The 1,074-nt window shown below is 45.7% G+C and carries 2 protein-coding genes; both read left to right on the forward strand.

All coding sequences use genetic code 11. From position 1 onward, the window contains the following. The coding region (gene rplI / locus A3766_RS05555; protein WP_068641873.1) for a 50S ribosomal protein L9 at nt 1-204 on the forward strand (204 nt) is incomplete at its 5' end. A 177-nt stretch (nt 205-381) separates the two neighbouring features. Continuing rightward, a partial coding sequence (locus A3766_RS05560; protein WP_369808601.1) for a DnaB-like helicase N-terminal domain-containing protein occupies nt 382-1,074 on the forward strand: 693 nt, incomplete at its 3' end.

Genomic DNA, 1,074 nt, shown 5'->3' on the forward strand with positions numbered 1-1,074 from the left:
AAAGCGGGTGACGAAGGTAAGTTATTCGGTTCAATTGGTGTTCGCGATGTTGCGGATGCAGTAACGGCTGCTGGCGTTGAAGTTGCTAAATCAGAAGTTCGTCTTCCTGAAGGTGCGATTCGTAACGTTGGTGAGTTTGATGTTGCGATTCAATTGCACAGTGAAGTAACAGCGATCATTAAATTGATCATTGTTGCGGAATAAGCTTCTGAAATAAGTAGTCAGATAGCTTTGACTAAACATGGTAAGAAACGTTGCCATGGTAGAGTGATTTGAAAATATAAATTACTCTCTGATACGGCCCGAATATATATTATATTTCGGGCCGTATTCATTTATGCTCTACAAAACTAAGCATTGCACTTTTATGATCTATCAGAGGTGAGAGTCTTGTCAGTACTTGATCAGGATACACAGAAACTAAAAATACCTCCCCACTCAATCGAAGCGGAACAGTCAATACTGGGTGGCTTGATGCTGGACAACAGTAAGTGGGATGTAGTCGGTGACAAAGTCCTGGAAGAGGATTTCTATCGTCAAGATCATCGTTTGGTTTATCGAGTAATTGCTAAGTTAGCGACGGGTGGTAATGCTCTAGATGTAGTGACGGTTGCTGAAGAGCTTGAACAAATGGGCGAGCTCGAAAATGCTGGCGGTATGGTTTATCTGGGGCAGCTCGTCGAGCGCACGCCAAGCGCTTCTAACGTTAGGGCCTATGCAGAAATCGTTCATGAGCGAGCAGTACTTAGACGATTAATAAGTGCCTCGGGAGAAATTACAGACAGTGCTTTTAACCCCCAGGGGCGGACAACCTCAGAGCTTCTAGATGAGGCTGAAAGGAAGGTTTTCCAGATCGCTGAGAATAGTGGTGGGAAAGACAGTGAAGGGCCTCAATCAGTAAACCCTATCCTAACCAAGACGCTAGAACGTATTGATGAGCTGTTTAATGCCTCGGGTGGTATTACCGGTGTCACGACGGGTTTTAGAGACCTGGATGAGATGACCTCCGGTCTTCAGCCTTCGGACCTGGTTATCGTTGCGGCTCGACCTTCGATGGGGAAAACGGCCTTTGCA

It is taken from the genome of Oleiphilus sp. HI0132, assembly GCF_001635845.1.